Genomic DNA, 24,763 nt, shown 5'->3' on the forward strand with positions numbered 1-24,763 from the left:
CCGGAATCAGTTGAGCCATTCGGTGGGTGGGTTGCGCAGGCTGCGTTCGGAAAATACCGATTCCGGCAGCCCGAGGTCGTAGGCAATGTTGCGGAACTGCATTTCCGTCTGACCGCCGGTTTCCAGGTCGCGCATGACTGAGTGCGTGACCGTGGGGTAACCCTCGATGGTTTGGATCTCGAGCACTTCCATTTGCCGATAGGTTTTGCCCTGGGCGTTCTTGTAATCCGTGGAGACGGGCAGCATGGTCTTCCGGTCGATAGCGACGATGTAATGATCGAACTCCACGGACGCGGGGTCTTTGGGTGTGCCTTTCAGGCGGTAGACTTCCTCGGTGGTTTCCAGAAGCTCGTAGTGATCCAGCTGCGTGCTGCGCCCGGAAACGTCTTCGTAAAAGAAGTGTGAGCCGACGAAAGCGGTACGCTTGTCCCCGGCAGAGATGCGTTTGACCAGGTCGAGGCCGGGTAGATAAAGCCAGCGATCGTCTTCGGTGCCGACACGTTTGATCACTCGAAAGACGGTGTTGCGAACATCCGCCGGGCGGGAGAAGAACACCATCATGTCCTGGGTGCTGTTGTCCTCACGGGTGCGGCGCAACAGGGTGAACTGTCGTACCTGGCGGCGGTTCTGGCGGTCGGTGATCAGCATGCGAGCCTCGGTTCGACCATCCTGGCCGGAGTAGAACGCGACCTGTTCGGCCTTTTCGACAATGGCGCGGGCATCGGTCATTGGCTCCTCGCCATAAGCGAGGGCGGTGAGAAGCATCAGAGCGGCGGCGGTGACGGTGTTTAACCAGGTCATTGCACGGTTCGTTGAGCGATTCATTCGATCGGGCTCCTGTCGGTGTGAGTGGAAGCGTTTTCGGGAGAGTCCTGGAAGCCAAACAAGATTCGGCGTAGCAGCGTGATGACCACCGGCAATAACACGAGGGTGACCAGCGCTGAGAGCGCCATGATGGAGGCCAGAAAGACACCCACGGTGATGTAGGGCACCAGCGGCGCCAGTAGCAGCGGGGTAAAACCCACGGCGATCACGATGGCGTTTCGCGCGATGGCGCGGGCCGGTTCCCGGAACATGACATCGAGGGTTTGAGACCAGTCGCCGGTTGCGCGAGCGGTGGCGCGTGCGCGCTCGACAAAGTGAATGGCAAAATCGATAGACAGGCCAAGCGTCAATGCAGAGAGCACGGCGATGGGCATGTCGTAGTCTTTTCCGATCCAGCCGATCAGCCCGTAAATGCCGGTAATGGTCAGGGTCAAGGGCAGCATGGCGATCAGCCCAAACCAGAGCGAGCGGAATAGAAGCACCATCATGACCAGTACGATCACAAAGGCGCTGACCAGACTGGTCGCCATGCCTTCGACCATTTCGCTCTGCCAGACCACGTTCAAGTAGGTTTTACCGGCCCATTGCATGCTGAGCCCTTCTGGTAAAGGGTGGTCTTGAATGTAGCGGTTTACCGCGTCCACGACCGCGCTCATCTGCTGGTTGTCGCCACTGGTCAGCTGTAACCAGATCAGGCTTGACTGATAGTCCGGCGTGACAAAATGCCAGAGGTCCTGGGGGCGGTGGGAGGACTGGTACTGCAGCAGTGTTTGGGCGACGGCCTCGGCGCTGCTCGGCAGTTGGAAGTCTTTTGCTTCCCCCGAGCGCAGTTCGCGATTCACGGTTTTGACCACGTCTACCAGGCTGTTACTTTTGCCCACTCGCCCGGTGTCGATCAGGGCGGACTCGAGCCGATCAAGATAGGCCAGGATGGTCGGCTGCAGAAAGGTTTGTCCCCGGCTCTGCAGTTGTTCAAGTTCTTCCATCAACGTTTCAAACACCCGCGCGTCGGTCCCGCTGGTTTCAAACAGGCGGTCGTCCAGGGCCAGAATCAGATCGGACAGGGCGTGCTCGCCGGTAAGGGCGTCGCGCTGAGCGCTCAACCAGGCCTGTTGATTCTCGCTCAGGATCTCCTTCGCCATAGCCTCGTCCAGAAGTTCGCGCGCTTGCGCGTCCGGCGAGACTGTGGAGTCGAATACCAGGTAGGCATCGTAGGTGCCGGCGAAGTGATCGTTCAGCGTGCGATCGGCGATGCGCAACTCGTGGTCGGCCTTGAACCACCGGACCGGGTTGTCATTGATCTGAATCTGAGTGATGCCCCACACCGATACGGCAAAGAGGGCGGAGAAACCGAGCACCCACAGCCGGGTCCGGGCGCGGGCGGCCCGGCCGAGGGCGGTCAGGGCGCCCGCCAGCCTGGTTTTGTCTTCATCCGGCAGGCGGTCGACCATCCGGTCCAGCGTGCTTGGGTTGAGGCTGGTCAGGTAGGCGGGGACCACCACAATGGTCATCGCGAAGGCGAGCAGGATGCCCATGCCCACAAAGAAACCGAAGATCTGAACCGGCGGAATCGGGGTCAACATCAGGGAGAAGAAACCCACGGCCGAGGTGACGGAAGTCAGCAGCATCGGCTTGAACAGGTGTGACATCACTTCGGTGACCACGACCTTGGCGTTGGCGCCGCGGCGATAGCGGTCGGCAAACTCCGAAAGAATGTGCACGGAGTCGACCACCGCGATAGGCATCAGGAAAATCGCGATCATGGAGGACATGATGTGTACCGTGAAGCCGGCACCGATGAGCGCGCCCATGGTGATCAAAACGGTCGCCATGGCGACGATCATGGGCGACAGAATAAAGGGAATATTGCGGAAGAACACCCACAACAACAGGAAAATCGTCAGCCCGGCGAGTGGGGCGGAAATGCCCATCTGGACAAACATCTCGTGCCCGAAACGGTCTTCGGCCACCGGCAGGCCGGTGACATGCCATTGCGCATCGGAGTCCAGTGTGTCGATATGGGCGCGAATGTTTCGACTGAGCGCATAACTCCGGTTTTTGTCTTCAATGGGGATGTAAACCGAAGCGGCTTTGCCGTCGGCGGAGACCAGGGTGTCGAACAGCAGCGGCAGATCTTCGACCTGGGTGCGAATACGTTCGGCGTCCTGCGCCGTTTCCGGCGGGGTGCGCATCATCCATTCGAACCGCAAGGTGTTTTGCTCATTTTGGGTGATGTTATCCACGGAGGCCAGGGACATGACATCGGGGCTGATAACGCCGCCCAGTTGCTCGGCGTAGCGGGTGACGCTGTGCAAATCGGCCAGTAGACGCGGCTGGTAGATGCCATCCGGATGCACCATGCCCACCACCAGGGTGTCGTGCATGGAGAAGCGCTCTTGCACCTGGTTGTGGAACACCCGTTCCGGGTTGTCCTCGGGCAGCATGTTTTCCGGATCGGTGTCGATCTGTATCAGTGGTAACAATGCGGTAAACAAGACCGTGAGAACGCCCAAGCCCCAAAACACGGTTCTGGGGTGAGTGATGGCCCATCGGACCAAAGGCGTTTGTCGAGGGTGGTTCATGCCGGCTCCATATTAGATTCTATTAATTTAGATAAATCTAAAATAATGCAAAAGGTGGCACTTGTCACGTCTTTCGAAGGGAAAATTGATTGTTTTTCTAAATTAGGTATATCTAATTTAGGGGCGTTGACTTTATGGGCGAAATCGGGTGTATTGGGAGAGGTATTTTTCTATTGGGGCCAGTGATGAGTGATTTGACGGTTGGGCTTGAACAGATGCAGGCCCACAGCCGAGATGCGGCGGAATTGATGAAACAGATGGGCAACGAGCATCGCCTGATGGTGCTGTGTACCCTGGGGGCGGGGGAGATGTCCGTGGGGGAGCTTAACGAGCGAATTCCGTTGAGCCAGTCGGCCTTGTCTCAGCACCTGGCCAACCTGCGTCGGGCGGGCTTGGTGGCGACGCGTAAACAGGCGCAGACGGTGTATTACCGCCTGGAGGGAGAGAAGGCTCTGAAGGTGATTGAGACGTTGCAGTCGATTTATTGCCCTGGGTTGTTGGCCGGATAAACGCATCCGCCATCGTTACACGCTACGCCGTCTCCAAAGGCACAACAGAATCAACAGCAACCCGCAAAAAACCACCACCGGCCAACTTCCCCACACCATAAACGGGGTGTTGCCCCGGCGGGGCTGTATGACGCCTTCTAGGTTGGTCTGAACAAATTGCTCCGCCCGCTTTTCAATGTGCCCATGGTGATCCACGAAGGCGCTGACGCCGTTGTTGGTGGCCCGAATCATCGGCCGGCGGGTTTCCAGGGCGCGCATGCGGGCCATCTGCATATGCTGGAGGGGGCCGATGGAGTCGGCAAACCAGGCGTCGTTGCTGATAGTGAGTAGCACCTGGTTCTCCCGGGCACTGTGGGCGACCAGGTCGGGGTACACCACCTCGTAGCAGATAAGGGCGGAAATGCCCACCGAACCGACCTGCAGACCGCGTTGATCCCAGGGCCCCTGGTTGATGATGGAGGTGGGCAGGTCGAAAAAGTCGATCAAGCCGCGCAGTTGCGCTTCCAACGGTACATACTCGCCAAAGGGCACCAGCCGGCGCTTGTGATAGATGCCGAGTGCTGGCCCCAGCCCCACGATACTGTTGTAGTAGGCCCGCTTTTGAGCGTCGTCAAAAATGATACCGGTGATCAGGCCGGTGTTGGTCTCTTCCGCCCGGTCGTTGAGTTTGTTCAGATAGGGCAGCATCTGGTGGTAGACCTTGGGAATGGCCGCTTCGGGCCAGATCAGCCAGTCGTTCTCCCACAGGCCTTCGCTCAATGTGTCCAGCCGTTCCAGCGTCGGTTGGACGAAGCTCGGGTCCCATTTCAGTTCCTGCGGAATATTGGGTTGCACCATGCCGACCGAGATCGGTTTGCCCACTGGCTCGGTCCACTCCGCATGCTGAAGGGCCAGGCCTGTGGGCCACAAAGCAGCGGCGACCAGCAGTGGTAACCAGGGTTTCCAGTGCCGGGGTGAGGCGGTCAGCAGGCCGTGACCCAATGCGCCGACTGTGAGCAACACCACCGTGCTGACGCCCAGAACGCCGAGGACCGGAGCCCAGCCCGCGAGCCAGGTATCGATGTGGCCGTAGCCCAGGTAGAGCCAGGGAAACCCCGTGAGCAGCCAGCCTCTGAGCCATTCGCCCAACAGGTAGAGGGAGGGAAAGGCCAATAGAGGGCCCAGGCGATGACGACTGAACCAGCGGCCGTAGACGTAGAAGGGCAGGCTGAATACAAACGCCACGAACAGGATGAACAGCCCCATCATGGTGGCAGCCAAGGGTGCCGAGGCGTTGCCGTAGGTGTGGATACTGATGTAGATCCAGGAGACGCCGACACCGTAAAGGCCGACGCCAAATGCCCAGGCGCGCGCCCAGGCGCTTCGGCCGGAACGTCCGTGCAGTAGAAGGACAAAGGCAAGCAGCCCCGCCATGCCCAGGGGCCAGAGGTTGAATGGCGCGAAACTGAAGGGAATCAGTGCGCCGGCAAGGGCGCACAGCAGTAGGGCGGCCCAACCGGGCAGGCGCGTCAGCACAGAGAGCGGCGCGGTCATTCGTCGATGAGGGTCAGTCTGACCAGGTGAATCTGGCGGTTGTCCGCATAGAGTACCCGGAACTGGAAGTTGTCGATGGTGGCCACTTCATTGCGCTTGGGCAGGTGACCGAACTCCTGCATCAGGATGCCGCCGATGGTATCAAAGTCCTCTTCGCTCAGGCCGGCGTCGAAGTAGTCGTTGAAATCGTCGATCGGGGTCAGGGCTTTGACGATGTAGTCGCTGTCGCTCACCCGTTTGATGAATTCGTCGCTGACTTCCTCATCGGTTTCGTCTTCGATGTCGCCGACGATTTCCTCGAGAATGTCTTCAATGGTCAGCAGGCCGGCAATACCACCGTATTCGTCGATCACCAGCGCCATGTGATAGCGCTTTTCCCGGAATTCGCGCAGCAGGACATTCACCCGCTTGCTCTCGGGGATGATGTTGGCCGGGCGCAGGATCGATTCCAGGCTGAAGTCGGTGTTCTCCTCCAGCATCATGCGCAGCAGGTCTTTGGCCAACAGAATGCCTTTGATGTCGTCAAAGCTTTCGCCGATGACCGGAAAGCGCGAGTGGCCGGACTCGATGATTTTGGGAAGAAACTCTTTGGGGCTTTCGTCGCTGCGGATAGCGACGATCTGGGAGCGGGGAATCATCAGCTCCCGGGCCTGGAGGGAGGAAACATCCATCGCGCCCTCAATGATATTCAGGGCCTCCTGGTCCAACAACTTATTGTTGGCCGCTTCCTTGATGATATCCAGCAGCTCTTCGCGGGATTGGGGTTCACCGTTGAAGGCCTGCATCAGCTTGTGCAGCCAGGATCGGTCGCTTTTGTCGGATTTTTCGTTTCGGTCGCTTTTATCGGAGTTGCGCGAAACGCTGCTACTCGACGGGTCGTCACTCATGAGGTCAATCTGTCCTGTTAAGAGCCATCATCGGCGTAAGGAGCCGGGTAGTGTAACCGAGTCAGAATGCGGGTTTCCAGACTTTCCATAACCTCGGCTTCGGCCGGGTCGATATGGTCGTAACCTAGCAAATGCAATGTGCCATGCACAAGCATGTGAGCCCAGTGGGCTTCGAGCGTTTTGCCTTGCTCAGCGGCTTCGACTTCCACCACGGGCGCGCACACCACCAAGTCTCCCAGTAGGGGCAGATTCAGCTCGGGCGGCAGGTCGGCGGGGAAGGAGAGCACGTTGGTGGGTTTGTCCTTGCCCCGGTAGCGATGGTTGAACTCTTGACTCTCGGCGTCATCGACGATGCGAACGCTGATTTCGGCCTCATCAAGGCTTGCATCGGCTTCCAGCGCCGCCGTGATCCATCGTTCCATCTGCTCGTGCGACGGCAGGCCGCCGCCGTCGGTGGCGACGGCGATATCGATATGAACCTGCATGCCTCAGTCGTCCGGATTGTTTTCGTCGAAGGCGTCGTACGCCTCGACAATCCGCTGAACCAGAGGGTGGCGTACCACGTCTTTCGCGGTGAAGTGGGTAAAGCCGATGCCGTTGACGTTCGAGAGCACATCAATCGCGTGCCGCAGGCCGGATTTCTGGCCCTTGGGCAGGTCGATCTGGCTCGGGTCACCGGTGATGACCGCCGTGGAACCAAAGCCGATTCGGGTCAGGAACATTTTCATCTGCTCCCGGGTGGTGTTCTGGCTTTCGTCCAGAATCACAAAGGCGTTGCTCAGGGTTCGGCCACGCATATAGGCCAGGGGCGCCACTTCAATCACGTTGCGCTCGATCAGCTTGCCCACGGTCTCGAAGCCGAGCATTTCAAACAGGGCGTCGTATAAGGGGCGCAGGTAGGGGTCGACCTTCTGGGCCAGGTCCCCGGGCAGGAAACCCAATTTTTCGCCGGCTTCCACCGCCGGACGGACCAGTAGGATCCGCTCCACCTCGTCTTTGAGCAGTGCTTCGACCGCACAGGCCACGGCGAGGTAGGTTTTCCCGGTGCCGGCCGGGCCGGTGCCGAAGTTGATGTCGTTGGTCTGAACCGCCTTGACGTATTGCTGCTGATTGCCACCGCGGGGCTTGATGGTGCACTTTTTGGTGCGGATCAGGGTCATGCCGCTGGCCGCGCCCTCGCCACCGGTGCCGGATTCGGCGTTGCCTTCGCCGGAGATGCGATCGTTCAGTTGGTCCATAAGGGCCTCGATGCCAGAGGTTTGCAGGGCGAGGTGGATCTCGTCGGGGGTGAGCTCGGCCTGGTCGGTTTCGCGGTAGAGGTGTCTGAGCAGCTCGGCGGCGGTTTCGGTGGTTTTGGCGTTGCCGGTGAGCGCAAACTGGTTGCCCCGGTTCTGTATTTCGATGTTGAGGCGCGATTCAATTTGCTTGAGGTGCTCGTCGAATTGACCACAGAGGCTGGCGAGTCGGCGATTGTCGTCGGGTTCCAGCGTGACACGCTGGGTGACGGTCTTTGGGCTGGTTACTGCGTGACTATTCAATGAGGTGTCGTTCTCCTGTCTCTGGTGTTACTTAAAGCCTAAACCATTCAACCGGCGGCGAAAAGGCGATTTTTCGGTTGTTTGTTTCTTAGTCCAAGGTTTTTATGAACTTTGGGTTATAAACCATGAAGAGCGCGCGTTGTGCCAATTAATTCGGGTGGCTTCGTCATAGAGTCCGGTCCGAGAAGGGGAAGACCTTTCAAGACACGCCGTAAACCCATCCCTGGGGGCTCGAATCGCGAATCCCACGCTCCACGGTCTTGAAAGGTCTTCCCCTTCCCGGACCTCCGTGCCATCAGTCCATTGGAGGAAGGGCCGGCAGTGGCTCTGAACCGTGAATCTACCTCGGAGGGCGTGATGCCGGGTGAAGCCTTCTCAAACCCTCACTTCAGGGACGAAGTGAGGGAGCTATAGGGACATATTCATCGCGTTTTGAGAAGGCTTCACCCGGTAGCGCGACCGGGTCTCCTACGAAGCTAACTCAACCTGCCCACTTTCAAAAATAACGTAAGTTAAGCCGCCCAATCCTGGTCCAGTTCGGAGCTCAGGAGGGTGCCGCGCAGGGAGTTGGGTAGGGCTTCCTCGATCAGGATGTCCGCAAACTTGCCAATCAGCGCCGGATCATCGCAGCGGAAATTCACCACCCGGTTGTTCTCCGTGCGCCCGGACAACTGCCCCGGGTCCTTCTTGGAATAACCGCTGACCAACACCCGCTCGGTATTGCCCACCATCTTACGGCTGATGTCCTGAGCCTGCTGGGTGATCCGCGTCTGCAGAATCTTCAACCGCTCCTTTTTGACCGCCATGGGCGTGTCATCCGGCAAATCCGAGGCCGGGGTACCGGGGCGAGGGCTGTAGATGAAACTGAATGAGGTGTCGAAGCCAATATCGTGAATCAGCTTCATAGTGGCCTCGAAATCGGCCTCGGTTTCGCCGGGGAAGCCGATGATGAAGTCCGAGGAGAAGCTGATGTTCGGCCGGTTGGCCTTCAGGCGGCGCAACTTGGATTTGTACTCCAGCGCGGTGTGGCCGCGTTTCATGGCCATCAGAATCCGGTCCGAGCCGCTCTGGACCGGTAGGTGGATGTGGCTCACCAGCTCGGGGACGTCGTTGTAGACGTCGATCAGTGAATCGCTGAACTCCACCGGGTGGGAGGTGGTAAAGCGAATCCGGTCGATGCCCTCGATGGCGGCGACGTAGGTAATCAGTTCGGCCAGATCGACCACGGTGCCATCGCTGTTCTCGCCCCGGTAGGCATTGACGTTCTGCCCCAGGAGGTTGATCTCGCGCACGCCCTGACCGGCCAGATGGACGATTTCCGCGAGCACGTCGGTGGCGGGGCGGCTGACTTCCTCACCGCGGGTGTAGGGCACCACGCAGAAGGTGCAGTACTTGGAACACCCCTCCATAATGGAGACAAAAGCGCTGACACCGTCGGAGTCGGGTTGCGGCAGATGGTCGAACTTCTCGATTTCGGGGAAGCTGATATCCACCACGGCGCTGTCGCCACGCGGGGTTTCGATCATCTCCGGCAGACGGTGCAGGGTCTGGGGGCCGAAAATCATGTCCACAAAGGGCGCCCGTTTGGAGATGGCTTCGCCCTCCTGGCTGGCCACACAGCCACCGACCCCGATCTTGAGGTCCGGTTTGGCGTCTTTGAGTGACTTCCAGCGGCCGAGCTCGTGGAACAGCTTTTCCTGCGCCTTTTCCCGGATGGAGCAGGTGTTGATCAGGATGACATCCGCCTCTTCCGGGTTCTCGGTGGAGACCATCTGGTGCGACTCGCCCAGCAGATCCCGCATGCGGGCGGAGTCGTACTCGTTCATCTGACAGCCGTGGGTCTTGATGTAGAGCTTTTTCGGCTGGCTTTTGGGCGAGGAGGCCTGGGCTGTGGTTTCGGTGCTCATGGCAACAACCTGGTTAAAAAGTGTGCAATAATGAAGGTCGCGCATTATAGCGATCTTAGCGCTCAAATCACAGGTCCGTGAGGCGGTGTTGCTCAAAATTCACCCGTAAACCGTCTGTTCCCGGGCGGTTTTGTGCTATTCTTCGCGCCCTTTCGTTTTGTCTGAATCACCCGAGTTGTTCTATGGCTGTCAAACCCGTCTACAAAGTCATTTTTCTCAACCAGGGACAGGTCTATGAGATTTTCGCCTGTGCCATCTACCAGAGTGAAATGTACGGCTTTATCGAAATCGAGGAGTTCGTTTTCGGTGAGCGCAGTCAGGTGGTCGTGGACCCCTCTGAAGAGAAGCTGAAAAACGAGTTTGCCGGTGTCAAACGCTCCTACATTCCGATGCACTCGATTGTGCGCATCGATGAGGTGGAAAAAGAAGGCACGGGTAAAATCAGCGAGTTCAAGGGTGACAAGGTCGCCCAGTTCCCCCATGGCAACTTTATGCCCCGCCCGGGTTCGGACAGTTGATTTTCTGAAACACCAGCGTCACAGACCTCTGTCAGAATTGAGTCCTTGATAATGCTTCATTTGAGGAGGCTTGTGATGGGATTGAGTGTCTGGCAGATCGCCCTGGTGGCGGTGCTGTTTTTACTGTTGTTCGGGCGCGGCAAAATTCCCCAGTTGATGGGAGATCTCGCCGACGGCATTAAAAGCTTCAAAAAAGGCGTGGCGGACGACGGCGATGACAAAGAAGAACCCGCATCGGGCCACCTGAAACAGAGTGATGCCGAGCAGGACAAGGCCCCCCGTTAGTTCTATCCCTTTCCGATCGGAGTCAAGGCGAGGTGTGCCAAAGAGGATGCCGGCGTCCCTGCCGGCCTTGCGGGAACTCGGTTACGCGCGCAGTGCAGCCTGCTCTCGCTTACTCTGGCGCCGACGCAGGGCCACGATACCCATGACGCCGGTGGCCATCAGCAGCAGTGAACTGGCTTCCGGTACCGAGGTCATCGCCACATCCATGGTGTAGTCATACTCGTTACCGAAGCCGAAGCTCTTGCCACCCACGGCCAGCGTATAGAAGCCGTCTTCACCCAGAAGAATATCGCTCAATGAACTGTCCCATCCGAAAGTGCTGGTGCCGCCCAGATAAGTGGCTCCGCCCACACTGCCGTCGTTATCGAATTGACCGAACAGCAGATTGTTGTTGGTGATTTCGCCATAGTAGAGGCTGAAGCCGCCCACCAGGCCGTCAAGACTATTCACGGCCAGGGACAGGGTCTGACCGGCGCTGGCGTTCAGGCCCCAGAGGTTGATCTGTTGGCCGGTCTGGTTCAACCCAAAAGGCGGATTGGCCCAGGCGTTGGCGCTGGTGACGGTACCTTGGTACTCGCCACTGCCATTGATCTCTCCGTAGTAATGAACCGGCAGGGCCTGAGCGGCACCGGTAAACATTAGTAGTGCAAATGCGGTGACTAAGGTTTTCATCGGGTACTCCTTTGATGAGTGATGAACGGTCGGGTTACAGGATGCCCTGGTTCCAGGGGCCGGTGATGGCAAAGGTGATGCCGGGGCTTTGCAGGTTGACGAACAACCAGCGGTCATGGAAAGTCGCGCCGCACCACTCAGAGCCGGTGTAGCTGCGCGGAGCGATGGCATCAGCAACCCCGGGGAAATGGGCATCGGCAATGGCGATGTCCGAGGCGCTCAGATCGATGTTGTTGCGGGCGAACTCGAACACATCACCGATCTGGTTCAGGCCGAGCAGGCGTGACAGCGGGCCACTGCGGTCTTCGCACACCAGAATGCCACCGCGGGGGCTGACGGCCAGGTTGTCCGGGGAAACGGGATGGGTGTTTTCGTTGCGGGTTTCAAACACCAGGGTGACTTTTTCCCGGCGCGGGTCGTAAGCGAAGATCTGGCCGCGAGCGATACCACCTCCGCTGGTGGAGGCGAAAAACACCAGACCGGTGTCATACCAGCAACCTTCCAGCCGAGCGAAGCGGGCGGCACCTTTGGCAAAGCCTTGGGTGAAGTTGCGTGGTTCGATGGATTCCGGATCGTCGATGGTGACCCATTCGGTGTCCCAGGCGGTGCCGTCGGCGTAGCTGTTCTGCATGGTGACATTGTCCATGTCCTTGATTTTCAGCATTTCCAGGGTGCCGCCAGAGAGCAGTTTGCCGTATTCGTTGGGCCGGTAGCGGTAGAAGCCGGAGCTGGAGCCCGCATCTTCGGTCAGGTAGACATAGCCGGTGACCGGGTCAGTGGCGGTGGCTTCGTGGGCGCGACGGCCCATGTCCTTGATGGGGGTGGGGTTGGCGATGCCGAAGCCGGGCACCTCGAACACCCAGCCGTGCGTCATGTCGCCATAGCTGGCGGTGGTTTCCTCACAGGTCAGCCAGGTTCCCCAGGGCGTCAGGCCGCCGGCACAGTTGGTGGAAGTGCCGCTGATGCTCATGTAGGAGGCAAGCCACTGGCCTTTCATGACATCAAACATCAGGTTGGAGCAGCCGCCCAGGCCGGCCGGGTTGTAGATGGCCGGGGAGGGCACGGCGCTGCCGCCGCCGCGTACTTCGTGATTGCGAACCATGACCACGGTGTTGCCCTGAGAGGCGACAACGGCCATGCCATCGTGAGAGCCCGGCGTAGTGTTGCCATCCTGCATCATCTGACCGGTCCAGCCGTAGGAGCGATAGCTGAAGCCTTTGGGCAGTTGCAGCAAGGGCAGGCCGGTGACGTCGTCAGCGACGGGGGCAACCGGGCCGTAGTCCTGGCTGAAGGCGTTGGCGTGGTTGCTGGCCAGCGCACCAAACGAGATGGCGGCGGCGCCGGCGGCCCCACCTTTCATGAACTCGCGGCGGTTGACGATGGGCTCGACCGGAGTGTCGGTTGTACGGATCTTTTCAATAGGGCTATGATTCACGGGTAATCTCCTGAGTTAGAGTGTTGAACATGTCGCAGTGAGCTTCGCTCAACTTGGGAGGTTACGTTCCGAATGTGAAAACCCGTGAAAGCTTTTATGACAAGAACGTCAAATTTTGGCTTTGTTTAGATCTTTTTAGAATTTTATCCCTCTTTGCTTAATACACTTTTGTTGCTTTCCCGAGAGGAGTTTGGTGGGGTCCTAACCGGCCTGCTGAGCCTCCTGCGCTTCCCGTTTTTCCGTCAATCGAATCAACCAGATAGAGGCTTCGTAGAGCAGCAGAACCGGGGAACCCAAGGCGATCTGGGAGATCAGGTCCGGAGGTGTCATCACGGCGGCAACGGCGAACACCGCGACTATGGCATAGCGGCGATTCTCCGCCAGAGTGCGGGCATCCAGGATGCCGACCCTCGCCAGCAAAAGGAGTACTACAGGGAGCTCAAAGGCCAGTCCGAAGGCCAGAATCAGGCGAATGACCAGCCCCAGATACTCGCTCACCCTCGCTTCGAGTTGCACCGGGATGGCGGTTTCTCCTGCGCCGGATTCAAAGCTCAGGAAGAAATTCCATGCCAGGGGGAACACCACGTAATACGCCAGTGCCGCGCCAGCGAAAAACAGCACCGGGGTCATGGAGAACAGGAGGGAGATCCAGCGTTGCTCCTGGCGGTATAGTCCGGGGGCGATAAAGCGCCAGAGCTGAATCAGAATCAGCGGCAGGGTGAAAAACAGCGCGGCAAAAAAAGACAGTTTCAGATGCGTCAGAAACGCCTCGTGCAAGCCGGTGTAGATCATCCGGCGTTCGGTCAGGTCACCAAAGACCTGCACCAGGGGTTGCATCAGAAAATTGTAGATGGCTTCCGCTTGCCAGTAGCAAAGTCCGAAGACCAGGGCAAAGAACAGCAGGCAGCCCATCAGCCGCTTGCGAAGCTCGACCAGGTGCGCCAGAAGGGGAGCCCGGCTCAGGTCCAGATCATTCTCCTTGTTCATTGGTTTCGGCCTCCTTCTGTTGCTTCTCGCGCAGCTCATTCATGGCCTGGCGGTACATCTCGTCGGCTTTCCGGGCCTGCTCCGGGTCCCGACTGGGCTCGGTGGTTTCCATGGTGCGGCGGACATGTTCGGGCAACAGATCGTAGTGGGAGGGCGCGCGGCGTTGATCCGGACCACTGGCCAGCTCGATTTCGTTCTCAAGGCGGGTGATGCTCTGAAGCGAGTGGCGGTAGAGTCGCTGTATACGGCTCCATAGCTTGCCCGCTCCGCGAGCCAGCTTTGGCAGGTCTTTCGGGCCGACAATGATCAATGCCAGAACGGCAAGAAAACTGAGCTCAGCCCAGCCGAGATCAAACATAAGAGCGCACTCCCTGTTTCGGGTAATGTGCGCAGTCTGCCAGCGGGCTGTGACCAAACGGTGACAGAGCGCTGAGCGTATTAGTCGTCAGAGCCGGAGAAGAAACGAATCAGCCGACCGATCAGCATCCGCAAGTGGGCCATCATGGCCCAAATGAAGCCGGCGCCGCCTACCAGAAGGCTGGCGAGCACTACCAACTCCTGAGTCAGGGAGGGTTTGAGCATAGACTGGGCGATGTATAGACCCACCAGTCCGAGAAAGAAGAATGACACTCCCTGGCGGAACTGGCGAAAGCCTTGCTCCAAAGTCCCGGTGTAGTGGTGTTTCAGCGCCTGGCGCCAGCTTTGTTTCATACAAGCGCGTCTTGTTGGCTCGTGGGTGTTGGACCGTTCAGTGGGCAATTGTAACGCGGGACGGGTGGGTCGGGAAATTGGGGCGTGAGGAGTGGGTAGAATGCAGCGTCCCTGCTGCTGATGCGGTTCGTTAGGCGGCGGTCAGAGCTCCGGTCTGCTCGGTATGCTTTTGCCGTCTGCGCAGCACAACCACACCCAGAAGACCGGTTGCGAGCAACAGAAGAGAGCTGGCCTCCGGTACGGATGTGGACGTCAATGTGACATCAATGGCGTAGTCCAGCCGGTCCTCCCAGCCGATGCCACCAAGCGCCAGGGTATAGAACCCATCGTTGGCAAAGGTGAAACCCTGCAGGGAGTTGTCCAGCTCGGTTTGCTGGCTGGCCCCCAGATAGGTCGTGGCCCCCAGTGCCTCTTCGTCACCGAAGAAACTGGCTACCACGTCCAGACCGTCCGCTTCCCCCTCATACAGTCCGGCTGCACCTATCCAGCCGCTAAAGCTGTTGAAGGCCACGGACAGGGTTTGCCCCGCGGAAACGTTTAATCCCCAGAAACCCAACTCCTCGCCGTTTCCGACCGTTCCGGAGTACTCTCCCGAGGTGGAGATTTCTCCGTCATAGTACACAGGCAACGCCTGCGCCGTCGTTGAAATGAACAGCAACGTCAGTGTAGCCATTAACACTTTCATTTGACCCTCCTTCAGTACCTATGGCGAGCTCGTGAAGTGGGAAACGTTCCCGGTGTTGCAGTGGCGCAATCACCAAAAGACGAACGCCTCGCTTCACTTCAGAGCCTAGTGGTCAGTTGTTACGCTCGTAAAAAAGTTCGATGAAGACTCGGCGTAGTGTGAATTGAGTCACCAATTGGCGGTATTTTTGCGTATTCCGCTGCAATGCGTGCCAACACGTCGGCGCAGAATCTGCGGGCTAGTGTGCGCGGCGAAAAGTGATAAAAAATAACTAGGTAACCCGAGGGTTTTGGTGTATATAGCGAGCTGTTTACAGCCTCACTTGAGAGATCCCTGATTGAACACCCAGACTGCCCCTTCCTTCGCCCCCGCCGAGGCGGAACTCCTCGACACCGTTGCCGACCAACTGGAACAGCAAGGTTACGCCCTCATGCCCCAAGCCCTGCCCCCCGAGATCGTCGACGCTCTGTTCATCGAACTAAAACAACGGCGGGATTGGGACTTCAAACCGGCGGGTATCGGCCGTCAGGACGACTTCCAGGTCAACCGCTTCGTGCGCTCCGACGAAATCTGCTGGCTCAACGGCGAAAGCCCCGCAGCCGCCGGTTTCCTCGCCTGGATGGACGCCCTGCGCGAAGGCCTCAACCGTCGGTTGTTCCTCGGGCTGTTCGACTACGAAGCCCACTACGCCAGCTACCCCGCCGGCGCTTTCTACAAAAAACACGTGGACGCATTCAAGGGGCGCTCCAACCGGGTGCTCTCCACCGTCTTTTACCTGAACCCCCAGTGGCAGCCGAGCGACGGGGGCGAGTTGGTCATCTATGATGAAAAGGATGAGAGCGAAATCAAGCGAGTACTGCCTGAATACGGCAAGCTTGTGATTTTCCTCAGCGAAGTCTTTCCCCATGAAGTGCTGCCGGCCAAGAGAGAGCGAAACAGCATCGCCGGCTGGTTCCGTGTCAACAACAGCTCGACCTGGGCGGCGGACCCGGCCCGTTAGAGGTTTTGTGGGGCATGATGTGGTAGGTGCGCCTTTTTTCAAAAGGCTTACCAACCCTACGCTGAAAGTACAAATATGGCACTGAGGTGAGGGGAAGGTGCAGGGGGTGGAGACTCTCTGAGGCATGGATGCCGATGAGAAGCCCCCATGGATGGGTTTACGGCGGGTCTCCACCCCCTGCACCTTCCCCTCACCGGTCTCGATCACCGCTTAGCTTGGCGTTTGTGGAATGAGATGATATCGTCAAAGGACATGGCGCTGTAACAAGCCAGCATACCTTCCCATCGTTGGCCCGCGACGCGCCCCATTCACAGCAGTAGGGACCCGGCTATGCAGATTGACTGGCGTGAATACGCGTGTGGTGACTTCTACGACGAACTGATCAGCTCCCCCGGCAACCCGCGCAAAGCGGCACGCCACCTGGCCAACTACCTCGCCTCACTCAATAGTGACGAGCTGCAAGAGCGCAAGCTCTCCGCCGAGCTGGCCATCAAAACCATGGGCATCACCTTCACCGTCTACAGTGATGCCGGAAACATCGACCGGGACTGGCCCTTCGACATCATCCCCCGCGTAATCTCCCAGAAAGAATGGGAAAAAACCGAGCGCGGCCTGATCCAGCGCCTGACGGCCCTCAACTGCTTCATCGACGACATCTACAACGACCGCAAAATCATCAAAGATGGCGTCTTCCCCGAAGAGCTGCTGGCCGACTCCAAAAACTTCCGCTCCGAATGTGTCGGCATGAAGCCGGCGCTGGGCGTCTGGGCGCATGTCTGCGGCACCGACCTGATCCGCGATCACAAGGGCCAGTTTTTCGTGCTGGAAGACAACCTGCGGGTGCCCTCGGGCGTGTCCTATATGCTGGAGAACCGCAAAGTCACCAAGCGGGTCCTGCCCGAATTGTTTGAAAACCATGCCATTCTTCCGGTGACCGAGTACCCCAACCAGCTGTTCGATACCCTGGCCGCGATTTCTCCTCGTCCACTGGATTTTCCCGAAGTGGTGGTGTTGACGCCGGGCATCTACAACTCGGCGTACTTTGAACATTCTTACCTCGCCCAGCAGATGGGGGTGGAGCTGGTCGAAGGCTGCGACCTGGTGGTAGAAGACGATACTGTCTACATGCGCACCATTAACGGGCTCGCGCGGGTGGATGTGATCTACCGCCGGATCGACGATCTTTTCCTGGACCCGGAAATGTTCAATCCGGACTCGGTACTCGGCGTGCCCGGCTTGATGCGCGCCTGGCTCAAGGGCAATGTTGCCCTGGCGAATGCCCCGGGGGCCGGCGTGGCGGACGATAAACTCGTCTACACCTATGTCCCCAAAATGATCAAATACTACCTGGACGAGGACCCGATCCTTCCCAATGTGCCCAGCTACCTGTGTAACGACAAGAAAGACCGGGACTATGTACTGGCCAACCTGGACAAGCTCGTGGTCAAGCCCGCGAACGAGTCCGGCGGCTACGGTATGCTGATGGGCCCCCAGGCCAGCAAGAAAGAGCGCGAAGCGTTCGCTCAGAAAATCAAGGCGAACCCCCGCAACTACATGGCTCAGCCGTTGATGGCCCTGTCCACCTCGCCGGTGGTGACCTCGCGCAACGCCGAGCCGCGGCATATCGATTTGCGGCCTTTCATTCTCCAGGGGCGAGAGCACCACGTCACGCCGGGTGGCTTGACTCGGGTCGCCATGACCAAGGGCTCCTATGTCGTCAACTCCTCCCAGGGCGGTGGCAGCAAAGACACCTGGGTCGTGGTAGAGGGGGATAAATAAGATGCTTTCACGAGTCGCCGAGCGTATTTACTGGATGGGCCGCTACATGGAGCGCAGCGAAAACATGGCGCGCCTGGTCAATGTCAATTCCCACCTGTTGATGGACCTGCCCAAAGGCATCCGGGTGGGCTGGGGCTCGCTGATTCACATCAGTGGCACCGGGAAGTACTTTAATCGGGGGGATACCGACCAGGCGGATGAGCGCACGGTCGTGCGTTTTATGCTCTCCGACCGGGACAACCCCTCCTCGTTGTTGAATACCTTGAGCTGGGCCCGGGAAAACGCACGTATTACCCGGGAAATTATTCCCATGGAAGGCTGGGAGTTGATCAACAACCTCTATCTCGAGGTCAAGGACAACCTGTCCAAATCCGTGGCCCGACGTGAGCGCAACCGCACCTTGCACACCGTGATCACCAGCATTCAGCAGTTCACTGGTCTGCTGGCGGGCTGCATGAGCCACAACAGCGCGTATGACTTTATCCGTATTGGCCGCAATCTGGAACGAGCGGATATGACCACCCGTATCGTCGACGCCGGTTCCGCCAACCTGCTGCCGCACCTGTTGGGTGAAGAGGATGTGCTGGAGCCCTACGACAACATTCTGTGGATGAGCGTCCTGCGCTCACTCAGCGCCTACCAGATGTATCGCCAGCACGTACAGGATCGGGTCAACGCGGAGGACGTGGTGACCTTTTTGCTGCAGGATGCGCTCTTTCCCCGGGCGGTGTCCCACAGCCTGGGGGAGTTGGAGTCGTTCCTGAAGAAGCTTCCCAACAGCGATGAGGCGTTGCGTGCGGTCACCGGAGTCCGGCGGCGTGTGCGCACGGCGAATATTCCCGAGCTGTTGCAAAATGGATTGCAGGAATACATCGATCATCTGCAGTTGGAAATCGCTGATGTTCACCGGCAAATTGCCGGAACCTGGTTTTTGCCGGTAACGCCGTTGGTCGAAAGCGAGTAGTATCGCGCCCTATGAAAGACTTTTACTGCACCTGCGGGCAGAGAATCTATTTCGATAACACCGAGTGCCTGTCCTGTGGCCGGCAATTGCGTTTCGATCCGGAGCAACACGCCATGGTGGCGTTGACCACTGCCGACGACGGCTCGGCACTCGAGGGCGAGGCCTGGCTGGTTGACGAAGCCGGTCACCGTGTTCGGGATTGTCGCAACCGGACCCAGTATCGCGCCTGCAACTGGGTGTTGTCGGAGGACGACCCCCAGCCTTACTGTCGTTCCTGCCGTCTCAATAAAGTGGTGCCCCACCTGGAGCGCGCCGGCAATGTCCGGCATTGGTCCAAATTGGAGTCGGCCAAGCGCCACCTGCTGTACACGCTGATCCAATTGGGCCTGCCGGTGCAGGGGCCCCAGGAAACCGGCGGGTTGGGGCTGGAATTTGCGTTTCTGGAGGATAGCCGCTCGAACGCCAATGTGCGGGAGTCCTTTGTGGCCACCGGCCACGCCCGAGGACTGATTACACTGAACCTGGCGGAGGCGGACGACGCCTACCGCGAGAAGACGCGCCAGCAGCTGGGTGAGATCTACCGTACCATTCTCGGCCACTTTCGCCATGAGAGCGGCCACTATTACTATGAACTTCTGGTCCGTGGCACGGATTGGCAGTCGTCATTCGTCGAGGTGTTCGGCGACCCCGACATCAACTACCAGCAGGCGCTCAGACGTCACTACGCCAAAGGGCGCACCAACGACTGGCAGCAGCACTTCATCAGTTCCTATGCCAGCTCCCACCCGTCAGAGGACTGGGCGGAAACCTGGGCGCACTACCTGCACATGCGGGACACGCTGGAGACTGCCTCGGCCTTCGGCCTGCGGGTCAACGTGCCTACCTCGACCAGGGATATTCCGTTACAGGCCCTGGTGGACCAGTGGGTGGAGTTGACAGTGGTACTCAACGCCCTGAACCGCAGTATGGGGCTGGCGGATGCCTATCCGTTTGTGCTGACTGACACCGTGGTCACTAAACTTCGGATGATTCATCAGGTGATTCAGGCCGCCAGTCAATAGCGGGAAGCTGAACGAAGGCTTCCACCAAACGGGCGTCCCACGCCTTTTTCAGTTCCCTCAAATACTCGTCATCTTCGTCGAAGCGGCTGTGCTGCACGCTGAAGGCGTCCTTCTCGTACAGCACCAGCTCAATCGGCGGGCCGACCGTCAGGTTACTGCGCATGGTGGAGTCCATCGAGACCAGGGCGCACAGGGCGCTGGTGTGCAGGTCGGTCTTGGCGGTCAAAATACGGTCGAGAATGGGCTTGCCGTATTTGCTTTCGCCAATCTGAAGGTAGCGGGTGTCTTTGGAAGTGGTGATGTGGTTGCCGGCGGGGTAGACCATCATGACCCGGGGTTTTTCCCCGAGTATCTGGCCGCCAATGATGAAGCTCGCCTCAAAGTTGGCGCCGCTGGTGTTGTCGGCGTGTTTCTCCTGCTGGGCCCGATTGATCTCGCCCAGGTATTCCGCCGCATCGCTCATGGACTCCACGGTGAGCAGGCTGGTTTCAGCTTCATCCTTGATGTCTCGTTTGAGACGTGAGACCACGGCCTGCGTGGTCCCGAGGTTACCGGCGGAGAGCACCACAAACTGGCGTTCGTTCTCCACTCCAAAGCGGTACATCTTGCTGTAAGTGCTCACCCGGTCGACGCCAGCATTGGTGCGCGAATCCGAACAGAACACCAAGCCGTTGTTGACGTTGATGGCCAGGCAATAGGTCATATTGTTGGACGCCCAGTAACTCAAAGGGCGCCTAGGTTAAGAGCAGTCCATCGGAGCGTCAAGAGACGGGTGCGTCCGATGCCGGAACAGGCGGTGTCAATTGGGTCGACGGAGCCGCCTGTGGTGCGGGGTGTAGGGAAGGCCGGGGAGGATTGTTTGTCGGGGCTTTTTACATAGAGTGGCGCAAAAAACATCTTTTAGGGGAGGTTTTGTGAGCTGCGTCACGTAACCTTTTGTTTTTATAGGGTTTTATAAAGCTGGCGCTAAAATTGCTTTTCTTTGCCTAGCGGGTGGCGCTTAAAACCACCTACGTACAGTGGCTTCAATTGGATGGCGAAATGATCAGGCAAGGTAAGAGTAACTTTCTGGACGTTTGTTTTTGGGGCTTGGCTCTAACTTTGGTTCTTCTGGTCCCCGTAGCGAGCGCTGGCACGATCGGTTTTGACGATATCGATGCGGAAGACGGCTCGGTCGCTCAGCAGCGTTATGAGGGGTTTCAGTGGGATGCACGCTGGGCTCTGGGGCACACCTCCATGCCCGGCTTCAGTGGCATTACCAACAGCGGTGTGCAGTTTTTGTACAATGCCGGCCTGACCTCCAATCTTGTTATCAGTCGTACCAATCCGTTCGATCTTCTTGGGCTTTACCTGGCGGCGCCGGATTTACGTTCGCGTGCTTACTGGGTGAAATTGACCGCGTACGATAGTTCGAACCAGGTGATTGGTACCACAGGCTACAAGACGATTGGAACCTCGCCTCTTTGGGTGGGAACACCGTTCACTAATGTGTCGCGTCTGGTGATTGACCCCTACGGAGGCCTATTCTCGATAGATGGTCTTCAGTACCGAAATACTTTGGTGAACTTAAGCGAAGCCGGCGCCCTGGCCCTGTTTGCCATTGGATTGCTCGGCCTCTGGGCCGCACGCCGTCGCACCTGATACCCCCCCCCTGCGCTAGCCATGGGGTCAGATGATATACTGGCCCCATGACCTCAGATTTCGCTCGTTTCAATACCGCCCCCCATTTCGACAATCGCTGGCTGCGTGCGCTGCCCGCCGACCCGGTGATGGACAATGTCCCGCGGCAGGTCGTCGGTGCCAGTTACAGTTGGGTCACCCCGCGTCGGGCCAGCAACCCCACGCTCGTGGCCTACGCCCATGAGGTGGCGGAGCGCCTTGGGTTGTCTCGCGAAGACTGTGAAAGTGAGGCGTTCGCCCAGGTTTTCTCGGGCAACCAGTTGCTTGAGGGCATGGAGCCCCACGCCAGTGCTTACGGCGGCCACCAGTTCGGCCATTGGGCCGGGCAGTTGGGAGACGGCCGGGCCATCAATCTCGGTGAGCTGCTCAACACCGAGGGTGAGCACTGGACCCTGCAGCTTAAGGGGGCCGGCCGGACCCCGTATTCTCGCGGCGCTGATGGCCTGGCCGTCTTGCGCTCCTCGGTTCGCGAGTTCCTCTGCAGTGAAGCCATGCATCACCTGGGCGTGCCGACCACCCGTGCCCTGAGCCTGGTGTTGACCGGCGATTCGGTTGAGCGGGATATGTTTTATGACGGCAACCCCCAGCAGGAGCCCGGTGCCGTGGTCTGCCGGGTGGCACCTTCCTTTGTCCGCTTCGGAAATTTCCAGCTGCATGCCGCTCGGGAAGAACATGCGTTGTTAAAGCGGTTACTGGATTTCACCATTGAGGCTGACTTTCCCCATCTCGGTGAGCCGGGGCCGGAGACTTACGTCCGCTGGCTCGAAGAAGTCGCGACCCGCACGGCACAAATGGTCGCGCACTGGATGCGGGTCGGTTTCGTCCATGGGGTGATGAACACCGACAACCTGTCGGTCTTGGGGCTGACCATTGATTACGGTCCTTATGGTTGGCTGGAAGGGTATGACCCCACCTGGACCCCCAATACCACGGATGCCCAAGGCCGTCGCTATCGCTTTGGCGCCCAGCCGCAGGTGGCCCTCTGGAATCTCGCCCAGCTCGCCAACGCGATCTATCCGCTGGTGGAACAGGTCGAGCCGCTTCAGGCCGTGATGGACTTGTACCGCAAGGAGTACCAGCGTTGCTGGGAGCGGGATATGGCCAACAAGCTGGGCCTTGCGCACTGGGAAGGTGATGCCGATGGGCAGTTGGTCAATGACCTGCAGCGGGCCCTGGTGGAAGCGGAAACCGATATGACCATCTTCTTCCGTAACCTGGCGGACTTCGACCCTCTGACCGACCAGGAGGAGGATCCCCGGGGTAATGAAACCCTGCTCTCGGTGATTACCAATGCGTATTACCAGGCGCCTTCCAGTGACGCTGAACAGTTGATGGCCGATTGGCTGCGCCGTTACCGGGATCGTCTGGTGCGGGATACGGTCGTCCACGGCGCTGAGCCGGGCGAACGACGGGCTCGCATGAACCGCACCAATCCGAAGTACGTGTTGCGCAACTATATGGCGCAGCAGGCCATCGATATGGCCGAACAGGGGGATTTCTCCGAAATTCACCGACTCCAGGCGCTGCTGCGCCGTCCTTATGACGAGCAACCGGAGAATCAACACTACTTTGCCCGGCGCCCTGAGTGGGCTCGGGACAAGGCCGGTTGCTCCATGCTTTCCTGCAGTTCTTAAGCCCACTCAATATGCTTTCAGAAGGATAAAACCTCACCATGATGATTTTCGGCAAACTGATCGGTGCCGTGCTCGGCTGGTATATCGGCGGCATTATTCCCGCGCTGATTGGGCTCTTTATCGGTCATATGTTTGACAAGGGCTACGCCCAGATTCAGGCGGAGGGGTCACCCGAGCGCCGCCGGGAAATTGAGCAGACATTCTTTCAGACCGTGTTTCGGCTGCTCGGCCATTTGGCCAAAGCGGACGGCCGGGTGTCTGAGTCCGAAGTTCAGCAGACCGAAGCCTACATGGCGGAGATGGGGCTGACCGCCGAGCATCGCAAGGAAGCCATAGCGCTGTTCAAGGAGGGGGCGGAGGCCGATTTTGATGCAGACGCGCAAGTGGCCCGCTTTCGTGAGGTGTGCGGCCGGCGCTCGAACCTGGTGCGGATGCTGTTGATCTATCTGGTCAACATTGCTCTGGCCGACGGCGAGCTGGACAAGCAAGAAGCCGACGTCCTGCGCCGCATCGCTCAGGGTCTGGGCATTTCAGCCGCAATGTTTGAACAGCTGCTGCGCATGATTCAGGCGCAGAACAGCTTTGGCGGTGGGCAGTATCAAGGGGGCGCCGGCGGCCCATCGAGCGCGGACCAGCTCCAGAAGGCCTATGACGCCCTCGGTGTTTCTGCGGAGGCGAGCGATGCCGAGATCAAGAAGGCGTATCGCAAGTTGATGAGCCAGTATCACCCGGACAAACTGATGGGGCAGGGCGTGCCGGAGGATATGGTCAAAGAGGCGACGGAACGCTCCCAGGAAATCAGCAAGGCTTATGATCTGATCAAGACCGAACGGGCGCGCGCTTGAGCAAACGCCAGAGCAGCGCGCCGGAGGCGCTCCAGAGCAGGAGCGTCAGCAGTAGCAGAAGCACCCCGATAAATCCGAACAGGTCCGGGGCCTTCATCAGGGTGGTCATCAGCGAGTCCTGGTAGTAGAAAAACCATTCATGGTCGTCCGGGAAGGCGTGTTCGTGCAGCCAGTAGAACACCTTCTTTGGCCCGATCAGCGCTAAAAGGGCGGCTCCTGCCAAGAGACTGACTCCGGTTACCCCCAGAATACGACCCGCCCGGGGTGGCCTCTGGGCCCGCCAATAGGCGTAGGCCACCAAAATCAGAAAGAGCCCCCCGGCGCCCAGCCCGGCCGCGTAATACAATGTCACAAGGCGAGAAACATCTTCCAGGTGAATCACCTCGGCCTCCCGCATCAGCGGCGTTTGCCGGCCGTTGGGCAGTGTGTAGCGGATCTCGTCGAGCCCCTCTCCCCGGTTCTGAATGCTTTCGGTAATTTCCCCGAACAGGCGCAGGTGTTCGCTTTTGTCGGTTTTCCCAAAGCCGGGTTTGTAACGGTTTTGGGGGCCGAAACGTTCAATATGAGTCTGGATGTCCATCAGCGGGTAGGCCCAGGCAAAGCCGAAATCAACTTTGGCCAGCAGATGCCAGGCCAGGAGGCTGGCCACCAGAAAGTGGCTGATCAGAAGCAGGGGCCAGAGGGCGAAACGATGAAAGTACTGTGTGAGCATGAGCGAGTCCCGGT

25 protein-coding genes are annotated in these 24,763 nt (G+C 58.8%); 10 read left to right on the forward strand and 15 right to left on the reverse strand.

The genetic code is table 11. The annotated features are described in order from the left end of the window. Positions 1 to 6 precede the first annotated feature (6 nt). Positions 7 to 825 carry an outer membrane lipoprotein-sorting protein gene (locus G547_RS0104370; protein ID WP_211224496.1) on the reverse strand — a complete coding sequence of 273 codons (819 nt, stop codon included), beginning with the start codon at positions 823 to 825 and terminating at the stop codon, positions 7 to 9. Continuing rightward, positions 822 to 3,407: an efflux RND transporter permease subunit gene (locus G547_RS0104375; protein WP_036187028.1), complete on the reverse strand. Its 2,586-nt coding sequence runs from the start codon at positions 3,405 to 3,407 to the stop codon at positions 822 to 824. Before G547_RS0104375 ends, G547_RS0104370 begins: the two co-directional genes overlap by 4 nt. Before the next feature lie 185 nt (positions 3,408 to 3,592). Between G547_RS0104375 and G547_RS0104380 the strand changes: the two genes are divergently transcribed. Next, entirely contained in the window at positions 3,593 to 3,916 is a 324-nt protein-coding gene (locus G547_RS0104380) for an ArsR/SmtB family transcription factor (RefSeq protein WP_211224497.1), read from the forward strand. A 15-nt stretch (positions 3,917 to 3,931) separates the two neighbouring features. Here G547_RS0104380 and lnt read toward each other — a convergent pair whose 3' ends face one another. The 5 genes from lnt to miaB all read right to left on the reverse strand — a co-directional run bounded on the left by lnt (position 3,932) and on the right by miaB (position 9,781). Continuing rightward, positions 3,932 to 5,449: an apolipoprotein N-acyltransferase gene (gene lnt / locus G547_RS0104385; protein ID WP_036187031.1), complete on the reverse strand. Its 1,518-nt coding sequence runs from the start codon at positions 5,447 to 5,449 to the stop codon at positions 3,932 to 3,934. Continuing rightward, complete coding sequence (locus G547_RS0104390; protein WP_027328794.1) at positions 5,446 to 6,336, reverse strand: CorC family transporter; 891 nt, start codon at positions 6,334 to 6,336, stop codon at positions 5,446 to 5,448. The genes lnt and G547_RS0104390 overlap by 4 nt, the downstream gene beginning before the upstream one ends. Before the next feature lie 17 nt (positions 6,337 to 6,353). Next, positions 6,354 to 6,821, reverse strand: a complete 468-nt coding sequence (ybeY, locus tag G547_RS0104395; RefSeq protein ID WP_027328795.1) for an rRNA maturation RNase YbeY — start codon at positions 6,819 to 6,821, stop codon at positions 6,354 to 6,356. Between the two features lie 3 nt (positions 6,822 to 6,824). Beyond that, complete coding sequence (locus G547_RS0104400; RefSeq protein ID WP_051234798.1) at positions 6,825 to 7,874, reverse strand: PhoH family protein; 1,050 nt, start codon at positions 7,872 to 7,874, stop codon at positions 6,825 to 6,827. A 512-nt stretch (positions 7,875 to 8,386) separates the two neighbouring features. After that, positions 8,387 to 9,781, reverse strand: coding sequence for a tRNA (N6-isopentenyl adenosine(37)-C2)-methylthiotransferase MiaB (miaB, locus tag G547_RS0104405; protein WP_051234874.1), 1,395 nt, complete (start codon positions 9,779 to 9,781; stop codon positions 8,387 to 8,389). Between the two features lie 182 nt (positions 9,782 to 9,963). Here miaB and G547_RS0104410 point away from each other — a divergent pair, with 182 nt between their 5' ends. Together G547_RS0104410 and tatA are read left to right on the forward strand one after the other, a co-directional pair. After that, on the forward strand, positions 9,964 to 10,299 hold the full coding sequence (locus G547_RS0104410; RefSeq protein ID WP_027328798.1) for a DUF1820 family protein: 336 nt from the start codon (positions 9,964 to 9,966) through the stop codon (positions 10,297 to 10,299). A gap of 75 nt (positions 10,300 to 10,374) precedes the next feature. Then, entirely contained in the window at positions 10,375 to 10,584 is a 210-nt protein-coding gene (gene tatA / locus G547_RS20125) for a twin-arginine translocase TatA/TatE family subunit (protein ID WP_036187034.1), read from the forward strand. An 81-nt stretch (positions 10,585 to 10,665) separates the two neighbouring features. Here tatA and G547_RS0104420 read toward each other — a convergent pair whose 3' ends face one another. From G547_RS0104420 to G547_RS0104445, 6 genes are all read right to left on the reverse strand, one after another. Continuing rightward, a complete protein-coding gene (locus G547_RS0104420) occupies positions 10,666 to 11,256 on the reverse strand; it encodes a PEP-CTERM sorting domain-containing protein (protein ID WP_027328799.1) in 591 nt (196 codons plus the stop codon). A 34-nt stretch (positions 11,257 to 11,290) separates the two neighbouring features. After that, positions 11,291 to 12,691 (reverse strand): alkaline phosphatase PhoX, encoded by a 1,401-nt coding sequence (locus tag G547_RS0104425; RefSeq protein WP_051234799.1) that lies wholly within the window; start codon positions 12,689 to 12,691, stop codon positions 11,291 to 11,293. Positions 12,692 to 12,892: 201 nt separating this feature from the next. After that, positions 12,893 to 13,678, reverse strand: coding sequence for a twin-arginine translocase subunit TatC (tatC, locus tag G547_RS0104430; protein ID WP_027328801.1), 786 nt, complete (start codon positions 13,676 to 13,678; stop codon positions 12,893 to 12,895). Further along, entirely contained in the window at positions 13,662 to 14,036 is a 375-nt protein-coding gene (locus G547_RS22500; RefSeq protein ID WP_051234803.1) for a Sec-independent protein translocase subunit TatA/TatB, read from the reverse strand. Before G547_RS22500 ends, tatC begins: the two co-directional genes overlap by 17 nt. Positions 14,037 to 14,116: 80 nt before the next feature. Next, entirely contained in the window at positions 14,117 to 14,389 is a 273-nt protein-coding gene (locus G547_RS0104440) for a hypothetical protein (RefSeq protein ID WP_245573351.1), read from the reverse strand. A 130-nt stretch (positions 14,390 to 14,519) separates the two neighbouring features. Further along, a complete protein-coding gene (locus tag G547_RS0104445) occupies positions 14,520 to 15,074 on the reverse strand; it encodes a PEP-CTERM sorting domain-containing protein (protein WP_027328803.1) in 555 nt (184 codons plus the stop codon). Positions 15,075 to 15,411: 337 nt separating this feature from the next. On the opposite strand from G547_RS0104445, the gene G547_RS0104450 reads away from it, so the two are divergent. From G547_RS0104450 to G547_RS0104465, 4 genes are all read left to right on the forward strand, one after another. Beyond that, entirely contained in the window at positions 15,412 to 16,074 is a 663-nt protein-coding gene (locus G547_RS0104450) for a 2OG-Fe(II) oxygenase (protein WP_027328804.1), read from the forward strand. Between the two features lie 330 nt (positions 16,075 to 16,404). Continuing rightward, positions 16,405 to 17,853 (forward strand): circularly permuted type 2 ATP-grasp protein, encoded by a 1,449-nt coding sequence (locus G547_RS0104455; RefSeq protein ID WP_027328805.1) that lies wholly within the window; start codon positions 16,405 to 16,407, stop codon positions 17,851 to 17,853. Between the two features lies 1 nt (position 17,854). Continuing rightward, entirely contained in the window at positions 17,855 to 18,817 is a 963-nt protein-coding gene (locus G547_RS0104460) for an alpha-E domain-containing protein (RefSeq protein ID WP_027328806.1), read from the forward strand. 11 nt (positions 18,818 to 18,828) lie between these two features. Then, positions 18,829 to 19,878: a zinc-binding metallopeptidase family protein gene (locus G547_RS0104465; protein WP_027328807.1), complete on the forward strand. Its 1,050-nt coding sequence runs from the start codon at positions 18,829 to 18,831 to the stop codon at positions 19,876 to 19,878. Here the strand turns inward: G547_RS0104465 and G547_RS0104470 are convergent. Next, positions 19,832 to 20,605: a proteasome-type protease gene (locus tag G547_RS0104470; RefSeq protein ID WP_245573352.1), complete on the reverse strand. Its 774-nt coding sequence runs from the start codon at positions 20,603 to 20,605 to the stop codon at positions 19,832 to 19,834. The two genes, G547_RS0104465 and G547_RS0104470, sit on opposite strands and share 47 nt — an antisense overlap. A gap of 362 nt (positions 20,606 to 20,967) precedes the next feature. On the opposite strand from G547_RS0104470, the gene G547_RS0104475 reads away from it, so the two are divergent. Genes G547_RS0104475 through djlA form a run of 3 tightly spaced genes read left to right on the forward strand, consistent with a single transcriptional unit; the run spans position 20,968 to position 24,037 of the window. Further along, positions 20,968 to 21,519, forward strand: coding sequence for a hypothetical protein (locus G547_RS0104475; RefSeq protein WP_211224499.1), 552 nt, complete (start codon positions 20,968 to 20,970; stop codon positions 21,517 to 21,519). A 47-nt stretch (positions 21,520 to 21,566) separates the two neighbouring features. Next, complete coding sequence (locus tag G547_RS0104480; protein WP_027328810.1) at positions 21,567 to 23,192, forward strand: protein adenylyltransferase SelO; 1,626 nt, start codon at positions 21,567 to 21,569, stop codon at positions 23,190 to 23,192. Positions 23,193 to 23,233: 41 nt separating this feature from the next. Next, positions 23,234 to 24,037 carry a co-chaperone DjlA gene (djlA, locus tag G547_RS0104485; RefSeq protein ID WP_036187254.1) on the forward strand — a complete coding sequence of 268 codons (804 nt, stop codon included), beginning with the start codon at positions 23,234 to 23,236 and terminating at the stop codon, positions 24,035 to 24,037. On the opposite strand, the gene G547_RS0104490 is transcribed toward djlA, so the two are convergent. Further along, positions 24,012 to 24,749, reverse strand: coding sequence for a lipoprotein intramolecular transacylase Lit (locus tag G547_RS0104490; protein ID WP_036187036.1), 738 nt, complete (start codon positions 24,747 to 24,749; stop codon positions 24,012 to 24,014). The two genes, djlA and G547_RS0104490, sit on opposite strands and share 26 nt — an antisense overlap. Positions 24,750 to 24,763: the final 14 nt, after the last annotated feature.

This window comes from Marinimicrobium agarilyticum DSM 16975 (assembly GCF_000423345.1).
Taxonomy (GTDB): Bacteria; Pseudomonadota; Gammaproteobacteria; order Pseudomonadales; family Cellvibrionaceae; genus Marinimicrobium; species Marinimicrobium agarilyticum.

What these genes read in the sequence shown, in the direction of transcription:
- G547_RS0104370 (WP_211224496.1), bottom strand. Translation starts at nt 825, where the DNA reads ATGAATCGCTCAACGAACCGTGCAATGACCTGGTTAAACACCGTCACC.
- G547_RS0104375 (WP_036187028.1), bottom strand. Translation starts at nt 3,407, where the DNA reads ATGAACCACCCTCGACAAACGCCTTTGGTCCGATGGGCCATCACTCAC.
- G547_RS0104380 (WP_211224497.1), top strand. Translation starts at nt 3,593, where the DNA reads ATGAGTGATTTGACGGTTGGGCTTGAACAGATGCAGGCCCACAGCCGA.
- lnt (WP_036187031.1), bottom strand. Translation starts at nt 5,449, where the DNA reads ATGACCGCGCCGCTCTCTGTGCTGACGCGCCTGCCCGGTTGGGCCGCC.
- G547_RS0104390 (WP_027328794.1), bottom strand. Translation starts at nt 6,336, where the DNA reads ATGAGTGACGACCCGTCGAGTAGCAGCGTTTCGCGCAACTCCGATAAA.
- ybeY (WP_027328795.1), bottom strand. Translation starts at nt 6,821, where the DNA reads ATGCAGGTTCATATCGATATCGCCGTCGCCACCGACGGCGGCGGCCTG.
- miaB (WP_051234874.1), bottom strand. Translation starts at nt 9,781, where the DNA reads ATGAGCACCGAAACCACAGCCCAGGCCTCCTCGCCCAAAAGCCAGCCG.
- G547_RS0104410 (WP_027328798.1), top strand. Translation starts at nt 9,964, where the DNA reads ATGGCTGTCAAACCCGTCTACAAAGTCATTTTTCTCAACCAGGGACAG.
- tatA (WP_036187034.1), top strand. Translation starts at nt 10,375, where the DNA reads ATGGGATTGAGTGTCTGGCAGATCGCCCTGGTGGCGGTGCTGTTTTTA.
- G547_RS0104420 (WP_027328799.1), bottom strand. Translation starts at nt 11,256, where the DNA reads ATGAAAACCTTAGTCACCGCATTTGCACTACTAATGTTTACCGGTGCC.
- tatC (WP_027328801.1), bottom strand. Translation starts at nt 13,678, where the DNA reads ATGAACAAGGAGAATGATCTGGACCTGAGCCGGGCTCCCCTTCTGGCG.
- G547_RS22500 (WP_051234803.1), bottom strand. Translation starts at nt 14,036, where the DNA reads ATGTTTGATCTCGGCTGGGCTGAGCTCAGTTTTCTTGCCGTTCTGGCA.
- G547_RS0104440 (WP_245573351.1), bottom strand. Translation starts at nt 14,389, where the DNA reads ATGAAACAAAGCTGGCGCCAGGCGCTGAAACACCACTACACCGGGACT.
- G547_RS0104445 (WP_027328803.1), bottom strand. Translation starts at nt 15,074, where the DNA reads ATGAAAGTGTTAATGGCTACACTGACGTTGCTGTTCATTTCAACGACG.
- G547_RS0104455 (WP_027328805.1), top strand. Translation starts at nt 16,405, where the DNA reads ATGCAGATTGACTGGCGTGAATACGCGTGTGGTGACTTCTACGACGAA.
- G547_RS0104460 (WP_027328806.1), top strand. Translation starts at nt 17,855, where the DNA reads ATGCTTTCACGAGTCGCCGAGCGTATTTACTGGATGGGCCGCTACATG.
- G547_RS0104465 (WP_027328807.1), top strand. Translation starts at nt 18,829, where the DNA reads ATGAAAGACTTTTACTGCACCTGCGGGCAGAGAATCTATTTCGATAAC.
- G547_RS0104480 (WP_027328810.1), top strand. Translation starts at nt 21,567, where the DNA reads ATGACCTCAGATTTCGCTCGTTTCAATACCGCCCCCCATTTCGACAAT.
- djlA (WP_036187254.1), top strand. Translation starts at nt 23,234, where the DNA reads ATGATTTTCGGCAAACTGATCGGTGCCGTGCTCGGCTGGTATATCGGC.
- G547_RS0104490 (WP_036187036.1), bottom strand. Translation starts at nt 24,749, where the DNA reads ATGCTCACACAGTACTTTCATCGTTTCGCCCTCTGGCCCCTGCTTCTG.